The sequence below is a fragment of the Spirulina subsalsa CS-330 genome (genome assembly GCF_028330765.1).
Taxonomy (GTDB): Bacteria; Cyanobacteriota; Cyanobacteriia; order Cyanobacteriales; family Spirulinaceae; genus Spirulina; species Spirulina subsalsa_A.
The window spans coordinates 1-9,048 of record NZ_JAQMTY010000278.1 but is presented as its reverse complement, the minus strand read 5'-3'; the positions used below and the strand labels follow the sequence as shown (position 1 = coordinate 9,048).

The 9,048-nt window shown below is 52.3% G+C and carries 7 protein-coding genes; 4 read left to right on the top strand and 3 right to left on the bottom strand.

The window, feature by feature from the left end; all coding sequences use genetic code 11:
- Positions 1-450: 450 nt before the first annotated feature.
- Both PN477_RS19220 and lgt read right to left on the bottom strand, forming a co-directional pair.
- On the bottom strand, positions 451-987 hold the full coding sequence (locus PN477_RS19220; protein WP_417158861.1) for a phycobiliprotein lyase: 537 nt from the start codon (positions 985-987) through the stop codon (positions 451-453).
- A gap of 155 nt (positions 988-1,142) precedes the next feature.
- A complete protein-coding gene (lgt, locus tag PN477_RS19215) occupies positions 1,143-1,973 on the bottom strand; it encodes a prolipoprotein diacylglyceryl transferase (RefSeq protein ID WP_272122067.1) in 831 nt (276 codons plus the stop codon).
- Positions 1,974-2,012: 39 nt separating this feature from the next.
- On the opposite strand from lgt, the gene PN477_RS19210 reads away from it, so the two are divergent.
- Positions 2,013-2,855 (top strand): methyltransferase domain-containing protein, encoded by an 843-nt coding sequence (locus PN477_RS19210; RefSeq protein ID WP_272122065.1) that lies wholly within the window; start codon positions 2,013-2,015, stop codon positions 2,853-2,855.
- 292 nt (positions 2,856-3,147) lie between these two features.
- On the opposite strand, the gene PN477_RS19205 is transcribed toward PN477_RS19210, so the two are convergent.
- Positions 3,148-4,833, bottom strand: a complete 1,686-nt coding sequence (locus PN477_RS19205) for an iron uptake porin (protein ID WP_272122063.1) — start codon at positions 4,831-4,833, stop codon at positions 3,148-3,150.
- Between the two features lie 769 nt (positions 4,834-5,602).
- On the opposite strand from PN477_RS19205, the gene PN477_RS19200 reads away from it, so the two are divergent.
- From PN477_RS19200 to PN477_RS19190, 3 genes are all read left to right on the top strand, one after another.
- The gene (locus tag PN477_RS19200) at positions 5,603-6,967 is read left to right on the top strand and encodes an NAD-dependent succinate-semialdehyde dehydrogenase (protein ID WP_272122061.1); all 1,365 of its coding nucleotides are present in this window, start codon (positions 5,603-5,605) and stop codon (positions 6,965-6,967) included.
- 271 nt (positions 6,968-7,238) lie between these two features.
- On the top strand, positions 7,239-8,888 hold the full coding sequence (locus PN477_RS19195; protein WP_272122059.1) for an acetolactate synthase large subunit: 1,650 nt from the start codon (positions 7,239-7,241) through the stop codon (positions 8,886-8,888).
- Between the two features lie 2 nt (positions 8,889-8,890).
- Positions 8,891-9,025: a hypothetical protein gene (locus PN477_RS19190; protein ID WP_272122057.1), complete on the top strand. Its 135-nt coding sequence runs from the start codon at positions 8,891-8,893 to the stop codon at positions 9,023-9,025.
- Positions 9,026-9,048: the final 23 nt, after the last annotated feature.

Below are 9,048 nucleotides of genomic sequence, written 5' to 3'. Positions count from 1 at the left end.
TCTGTTTAACGTCCACTGAATGTCCCGCAGCAGACAACAAAAACTTAGTTATGTTTCGATTTCTCCTTCATAAACTATGCCGCCCCTGTGATTCAGGTATTTCTTTTTGGTCGGACATTTTATCTGGCGAGAACCACCAATATTGCCCCTCTAGGCACACTTTGGTGCGTTGGCTTCTCAATTTTAACACAAAACTGAATTCAGTCGTCTCCCGTTGGTCGGTTTATTTGTTGGCAAAAATTCATCTCACCGCTAACCTAACGGTGTAGCGGGAGTCCTCTTTTTGCATTGAAGATAGTTCTCCATTGTGCCTTGTTTTGGGAATCGGTGGGATCATCGGGCATGACTCACTACTGAAAAACGGCGGGGCTTCTGCTGGGGTTAAACCAGACAGAAGCTCCGCTATTGTTCAATGAGTTGCTTGGGAGGCGATCCGATCGACAATCAAGCTCAGATCCGTTTTTCGAGGTATTGACCGATCATGATTTCCTGGCCCGCACGGGAGATGATTGATTGGCGGGTGCGGTATTGTGTGCCGATCAGTTTCAGTTCTTCTTCAAAGCTAGAGCCGTTGTATTCGGTGCGCAGACAGAGAATTTGCTGATTTGGACAGGTGTATTGGGCGGTGATGGGTTTGGGGGTCGCAAAGCCGCGATCGCGCAGGAGTAAATCGCCACAGACCCCGAAAATGGTTGAGCCGGTGGCGGGTTTGCGATTTTGATTGGTGTAGGTACTTTCCCAGGTGACTTGAGTGCCACAGGAAACCGACGCAGGATCATCAAGGTCATGTAAGCCGGCTAAATGGAGCAGTTCGGGCGCACCTTGCTCTAGGAATTGAACGGTGAGCAGGCTTTCCACTTCTTGGGTGTCTCCACTGCTGAGGGTGTAGTAACGGCGTTGCGAATGCCAATCTCCGGCAGTTTCCCGGAAAAACTGCTCAATTTGCGCGGCTAGGGGGGTGAAAAGGGTAGGATTCACGACTTGCATAAAGTAAACCTGCGTGAGTGGTTGACCCATATTGGGGAAATATAGTCAAGAAAAAAGCAGTCTTTGTTACACAACTTTAACATCTTCAGAAAAGATTCGGGATCATAGACTGATCCCGAATCTTTAATAAACAAGCCTAATGAAGAATTGCCGGGTTAATCGGCGGCAGGGGCGACCACATCGGGGAGCGATCGCTTCAACCGATAAATCCACACTAACCCCCATGCCCCAAGCGCAATTTGCGCCAAGCTGATGATCTGTGCAATGCGCAGGGGGCCAAACATGAGGCTATCGGTGCGTAAGCCTTCAATCCAAAAGCGTCCCATACTGTAGAGAATGAGATAGGCAAAAATCAATGTCCCCACTTTCAACGCGCCGGGATGCCGCAGCCCCCAAAAAAAGAGACTCAACAGCACCACAAACACCCCCAAATTCCAGAGGGATTCGTAGAGAAAGGTGGGATGAAAATATTCAAAACTCGACCATTGGGGCGGACGGTTGCGGAGGGGGATGAAGAGTTTCCAGGGTAGATCCGTGGGACGGCCAAAGGCTTCGGAGTTAAAGAAATTGCCCCAACGGCCGATCCCTTGGCCCAGGATTAAGGACGGGGCGATCACATCAATGAGTTGCCAAAAGGAGACCTGTTGCGATCGCGCAAACAGGATCGCCGCCAGGGTTCCCCCGATAATCGCGCCGTGAATTGCAATTCCCCCCTGCCAAATGGCAAAAATATCCAGAGGACGCGAGGCGTAGTTTTGCCACTCAAAGGCCACGTAATAGAGACGTGCGCCGGGAATTGCGCCAATGACTAGCCAGATCACCATATCCCCGACAAGATCGGGGTCAAGATTGCGTCGTTGGGCCAGCCATTGCGCCAGCGTCACCCCGATCACCACAGCACAGGCAATTAAAAACCCATACCATCGAATTGTCAGCGGCCCCAGTTCAAGCATGATCGGGCCAGGAGATTGAAACGCTAAAAGCATAGAATGACCATAGACTTTACTTGCCATCAACAGCCTACAATGACACTGCCCCTCTCTGAAAAAATTCGCCGCTTCTACGACACCACAAGCGGGCTTTGGGAAAAAATCTGGGGTGAGCATATGCACCACGGCTATTATGGGCGGGCGGGGTTGTCGAAGTGCGATCGCCGCCAAGCCCAAGTTGATCTGATCGAAGAACTCCTCGCCTGGGGTAACATTCAAGCCCCCCGCACGATCCTTGATGTGGGCTGCGGCATTGGCGGCAGCACCCTGCATCTGGCCCGGAAATATCAGGCAAACGCAACAGGAGTCACCCTCAGCCCCATTCAAGCCGGACGCGCCAAAGAACGCGCCCTCGAAGCAGGACTCACACCCCACGTCGATTTTCAAGTTGCCGACGCTCTGGCCTTGCCCTTTGCCGATCAATCCTTTGACCTCGTGTGGTCGCTGGAAAGTGGCGAACACATGCCGGATAAGCAGCAATTTTTGAGGGAATGCTATCGGGTGCTAAAACCGGGCGGGACGTTGCTCCTCGCCACCTGGTGCCATCGCCCAGCGGATCAAATTCCCCTCACCCCCTCCGAGCAACACCACCTCAGCGAAATTTACCGCGTCTATCATTTGCCCTATGTGATTGCATTGCCGGAATATCGGGACATCGCCACACAGTTAGGATTTCAAGCGGTGCGCTGCGAGGATTGGTCTACGGCGGTGGCTCCGTTTTGGGATGTGGTGATTGATTCGGCGTTGGCGTGGGAGGCGGTGACGGGCTTGGTGCAGTTGGGCGGGGAAGCGATCGAGGCGGCGCTCTCGCTCCGGTTGATGTCGTCGGGCTATGAACGCGGTTTAGTTCGTTTCGGCCTGCTCTGTGGCCAACGCTGAACGCCTGATACGAAATCCGCATCCACACCATCATTAAACCCCTAGGGAGCGAGACGCTCCCACTCCTAATTCGAGACCCTCAATCCTCTGGAACTTGGGGTTCACGTTCCGGATTTCGTATAGCAATCCTAGTTGCTTCATGAACAGGCAAGGGGCTTAAGCCCCTTGTTTGATGAGGAGATGAGATCTCCGATTGATTTAGGATCGCCATATGACATAAACCCACAAAAAAAGCGGTAGATTACTCTACCGCTTTTGCCATTAGTATCTCTCAAACACAATGTTGTGAGGTCTAGAACGTAAAGGTGGTACGGATTGTACCGATCAATGCGCCGTCATCTACTTGGTTGGGGCTGGTCAACCAGATCACACCAGGGGTGATCGAGATGTTGTCGTTAACTTGGTACTTGTAGAATGCTTCGACGTGGTACGGGGTTGCATCCTTACGGAGGCTATTCCCTAAGCTATCAAAGTTACCTAAGTAGGGTTGAGCACCTGCGAACAAGCCGAGTAAGTTACCTTCTTTGCCCAAGTCGGGGAAAGCCAAGCCTAAACCATAGGTCCAAACTTCACCGTTGCCGGTACCAATGCCGATCATGTCGGTATAGGTGGCAAAGCCGCTGAGGGCAATGGAGTCATTCAAACGCCAAGCAAACTCACCACCATAGGAGTTGGTGACTTTGGTGAGAGCCGCCGCATTGGCAAAACCACTGCCCACAATACCGCGTTCTCCTACACCACCGGCATCAAAGACAGCCGTGCCGCTGGGGTGATACCCATTGACATAGGTCACACCGAGGGCAATGTCATCGTTGAGGTTGAAGTTGACTTGACCCAAGATGGCATAGTCACCATTGAACAGGCCGTCAGCCGCATCGGCGGCTTGACCGGCCAAGTAACCGATGGTGACGGTTGAGGGGCCAAGGATGCTTTCGATGGGGCTGAAGCCGAAGCTGAAGCCAGCACCAGCACCGCCACCGATCCGATAGATGGGATTGGAGGAGGCGAAGGTGGACAGGGCACCATTACCACCATCAAAGTCTTCAAAGTAGGGGTTGACGGTGGGAACGAAGTCGCTCCAAACCCCGCCCCTTGCGGCAACGTAGGCTTGGGAGTCCCGGAAGGGGAAGTAGTAGGCTAACCAGTCAACGACGACACCATTGTTGTCGCCATTATTGAAGGTTTGGGTGGGTTCACCGCTGGTGATGGGGTTGTTGAGGGCGGTGAATTCGTTGGAGTTGAACGTATCGAGGTTACCGGTTGCTAAGCGGGTGACCAATTGGTCTTGACCCGTGAAGCTGGTGTTGAAGGTGAGACGCGCACGATACCCAAAGACGGTGTTGGTGTCGTCGTTGTCAGTGCTTTGGACATTGGGTAAGCCATTCAAGACACCGGCTGCAATGTTTTGGGGGCTGGAGTCTTGGAAGATGTCGGTGAGACCGAAGATCACTTCCCCTTGCAGTTTGGTGGTGGTGGAGAATTGGTTGTCTTCGAGGAAGGCGACGCGAGATTCAAGGTTATCGACGCGGGTGCCGAGGGTGGCGAGTTCTGCCTCGAATTCTTGCATGAGACGGCGGAGCGTCTCTAGGTCTTCTTTGGTGGCGAAGTCGGCGGTGGTTTCCGCGATCAGGCGCTCGATTTGTTGGAGACAGGCGTTGAGACCAGCGGCGAATTCGTAACGGGAGAGGGCGCGATTGCCCCGGAAGGTGCCGTTGGGATAGCCTTTGAGGCAGTCGTAGCGACGGACGAGGTCATCGAGGGCTTGGAAGGCCCAATCGCTGGGGGACACATCGCTGAATTGGGATGCACCAACGCCTTGGCTCATCGTGCCTTCAGCGCTGTAGGTGTCAATTTGATTCAGGAGATCGTTGACGGATGTTTCTTGGGCGATCGCAGCTTGGGTAAAAACGGGAGCCGTTCCCATTCCCAAAGCGACGAAAGCGATCGCTGCTTTTTGATGTAATTTCGTACGAGCCATTAGAGGTTAACTCCTCAACACAGATTTGAAGTCTCTGAATTCTAACGTGCTTCCTTGTTCTGATGGGAGAGGTTATGCGGTTCTGTTGATAGAAACTTTTTATAACTGGCCATAATGTTGAGCGTGCCTGACCTTCATTTACTCAGGAATTAACCCGGCTCTATCTCTCAATTTTCACGAGAGATCGGGGCATGGGATCACTGTAAATCCAGGTTTACCTGCTGAAAACAGGATAGGTGAAGTCGGAATTCTACTGCGATTAATGGCAGGGAATCACGGAATACGAGAAGGCTTAATTTCGGGATCTGAACACGGGGGACTCATGGCCTGACACCATCGTTTTAGGGTCAATCTCAGCGAATTTCCGCCGCGATCATTCTCGCAGGATTGCCAGTTTTCGCATCCGCTTAGTGGCGGATTGAACCCCGACAATTCTCTGAACTAGCATCTTCAGTTGGATAGTTGATCCCCAAAAGGGCACAAAATCATAGGGTTTCGTTGTTGGCGCGGTGAGTGATGTTGTGGCTCGGCAGTGGATCGCAAAATTGTCCAGGATACAGGCAGGATTGATAAGAAATGGCTATCAAATAACCAATGGTTATCTAAAGGGGGCGGCAAGCCGGGGATGGAATTCCCTGGTTTTGAGGTGAATGCTTAAATTTTAATAAATTTGTAAAAAAAGATACATTTTTTTCGTTTTCCTTCAAGGGGAGGACTAGACTAGAAAGATAACCTCACATCTATACTTCAGTATTTAGGAGGCGAGGCAATGGGCATTGCGACCACCAATCCGGCCACAGGCGAAACCCTCAAAACCTTTCCCGCACTCCATGACTCCGAACTTGAACGCCGCCTTGCCCACGGACAAGCGGCATTTTTAGACTATCGCCGCACGTCCTTTGAGCAACGAGGTCAATGGTTGTCCCAAGCGGCGGCGCAGCTTGAGGCGCACTGTGATGACTATGCCCGTTTGATGACGTTGGAAATGGGTAAAACCCATCAAAGCGCGATCGCAGAAGTGAAAAAAAGTGCCCTCGTCTGTCGCTACTATGCCGATCATGGGGCTGAGTTTTTGCAGGATCAACCGGGGGAAAGTGATGGTAGCTCTGCGTTTATCCGCTATCAGCCGTTGGGGATCGTCTTGGCGGTGATGCCGTGGAATTTTCCGTTTTGGCAGGTGTTCCGGTTTGCGGCTCCGGCGTTGATGGCGGGGAATGTGGGCCTGTTAAAACATGCGTCCAATGTGCCGCAATGTGCGATCGCCATTGAAGAAGTATTCCAAAAAGCCGGCTTCCCCAGTGGCGTGTTTCAAAGTTTGTTAATCACCGCCAGCCAAACTGAACCGGTGATCGCCGACGATCGCATCCAAGCCGTCACCCTCACCGGCAGCGAATTGGCGGGCAGTCGCGTCGCCGCCCTGGCCGGGAAACATATCAAAAAAACCGTTTTAGAACTGGGCGGGAGTGATCCGTTTATTGTCATGGACAGCGCCGATCTTGATCTGGCGGTGCGCACAGCGACCACGGCACGGCTGATGAATAATGGTCAGTCCTGTATTGCGGCGAAACGGTTCATTCTCCATGAAGCGATCGCCCCCCAATTCACGGCCCAACTGATTGAACGTTTCCAAGCCCAGGTCATCGGTGATCCCATGGCTGCCAACACCGACATCGGCCCCCTCGCCACCGCCAGCATCCGGGATGAACTCGATCAGCAAGTACAAAAAACCGTCGCCATGGGCGGGCGGATTCTGACCGGCGGTCAGCCCATAGATGGCCCCGGCTACTTTTACCCCCCGACGATTCTGAGCGATATTCCACCCCACAGCCCAGGAGCCACCGAAGAATTTTTTGGCCCTGTGGCTCTGTTGTTTACCGTGCCGGATTTAGAGGCGGCGATCGCCCTCGCCAACGCCACCCCCCTCGGCCTCGGAGCCAGCGCCTGGACAACCAACCCCACGGAACAAGATCGTTTGATTAACGATCTAGAAGCAGGAGCCGTTTTTATCAATGGTCTCGTTAAATCAGACCCACGCCTACCCTTTGGCGGCACTAAACGATCCGGTTACGGACGGGAATTAGGAATGCAAGGAATTCATGAATTTGTCAATCTTAAGACAGTTTGGATTCGTTGAATCCCATACCCTGATAAAAATCTTAACATTTCTTTTTTGGAGCTTAATTAACACCGAGAAATTGTCTATGTCGTCGTGCAAGCGATCGGCGCAAGCCCTCTGATTCAAGGTTTTCGTCTATTTTCGCTAACAACGCTCAACCCCCTTCATCACTTTCAAACTCCCGTTTTAATAAAATCCTGAACCTTACCCTCCAACTACCATGCTGACAAATCCCTTAAACGAAAACAAAATAACCATCAAACAAAAAACCAATACAGGACATAAAATTATGGGAGAATTCAACACCGCTGAACTCTTAGTTCAATGCCTCGAAAATGAAGGCGTTGAATATGTTTTTGGCTTGCCGGGTGAAGAAAATTTGCACGTGTTGCAAGCCCTGAAACATTCCTCAATCCAGTTCATCACCACCCGCCACGAACAGGGCGCTGCCTTTATGGCCGATGTCTATGGTCGGCTGACGGGCAAAGCGGGGGTTTGTCTATCCACCCTCGGCCCAGGGGCGACCAACCTGATGACCGGCGTAGCGGATGCCAACTTAGATGGAGCGCCCCTTGTCGCAATCACCGGCCAAGTGGGGACCGATCGCATGCACATTGAGTCTCATCAATACCTCGACCTTGTGGCGATGTTTGACCCTGTGACCAAGTGGAACACCCAAATCGTCCGCCCCAGTAATACCCCAGAAATTATTCGCAAAGCCTTTAAAATCGCCCAGCAAGAAAAACCCGGTGCAGTCCATATTGATCTGCCCGAAAATATTGCAGCGATGCCCGTGGGCGAAGCCTTCACCCTCCAACGGGACAGCCAAGAGCCGATCTATGCCTCTTTCCGGAGTTTCAACAAAGCGGCTGAGACCATTTCTAAGGCACACCATCCCTTGATTTTGGTGGGCAATGGTGCGATTCGGGCCAATGCTAGTGAAGCCCTGACGGAATTCGCGACCCGCCTGCAAATTCCGGTGGTGAATACGTTTATGGGTAAAGGGGTGATTCCCTATACCCATCCCCTATCGCTGTGGACGATTGGACTCCAGCAGCGGGATCATATTAGTTGTGCCTTTGACCAAGCGGATTTAGTGATTGCGATCGGCTATGACTTGATTGAATATTCACCGAAAAAATGGAATCCTGGCGGCAAAGTTCCGATTATTCATATCGGTGCTGGCCCGGCGGAAATTGACAGTAGCTATATTCCCCTGGTGGAAGTGGTGGGGGATCTTTCAGACTCCCTATCGGAAATCATGAAACGCACCGATCGCACCGGCAGAGCGGTGGAATTCACCAGCCAGGTGCGGGCCGATATCATCGCGGACTATGAACAATATGCCGATGATACGGGATTCCCTGTGAAGCCCCAAAAAATCATCTATGATCTGCGCCAAGTGATGGGCCCTGAAGATATTGTCATTTCTGATGTGGGTGCTCACAAGATGTGGATGGCGCGGCATTACCATTGCGATCGCCCCAATACCTGCCTCATTTCCAACGGTTTCGCTGCGATGGGGATTGCGATTCCCGGTGCATTGGCGGCCAAACTCGTTCACCCCGATCGCAATGTGGTGGCAGTGACGGGGGACGGTGGCTTCATGATGAATTCCCAGGAACTCGAAACAGCCCTACGAACCAAAACCCCCTTTGTGGTGCTGATCTTTAATGATCAAGGCTACGGCTTAATTGAGTGGAAGCAGATGAATCAATTTGGTGAATCGGCTTTTATCCATTTCACCAATCCGGATTTTGTCAAGTTTGCCGAAAGTATGGGCTTAAAGGGCTATCGCGTCGAATCCACAGAGGCCCTCATTCCCACCCTCAAAGAAGCCCTCGCCCAAAATGTCCCAACGGTGATCGATTGTCCCGTGGACTATCGGGAAAATCTCCGCTTTTCCCAAAAATCCGGTGATTTGACTTGCCCCATTTAGGGATGCCAGTTCTCAACTGTACGCCCCAAACGGGTAAAGGCAATCCGGTGAGCGAGAAGGCGGCGATCGGGACGGCAGCGAGCAGCGAGCGGGGACGGTGGCGAGCGGGACGCTCGCACTACAGAGGCTCAAGATAACAAGGGTAGTGTGAGCCTCTGGC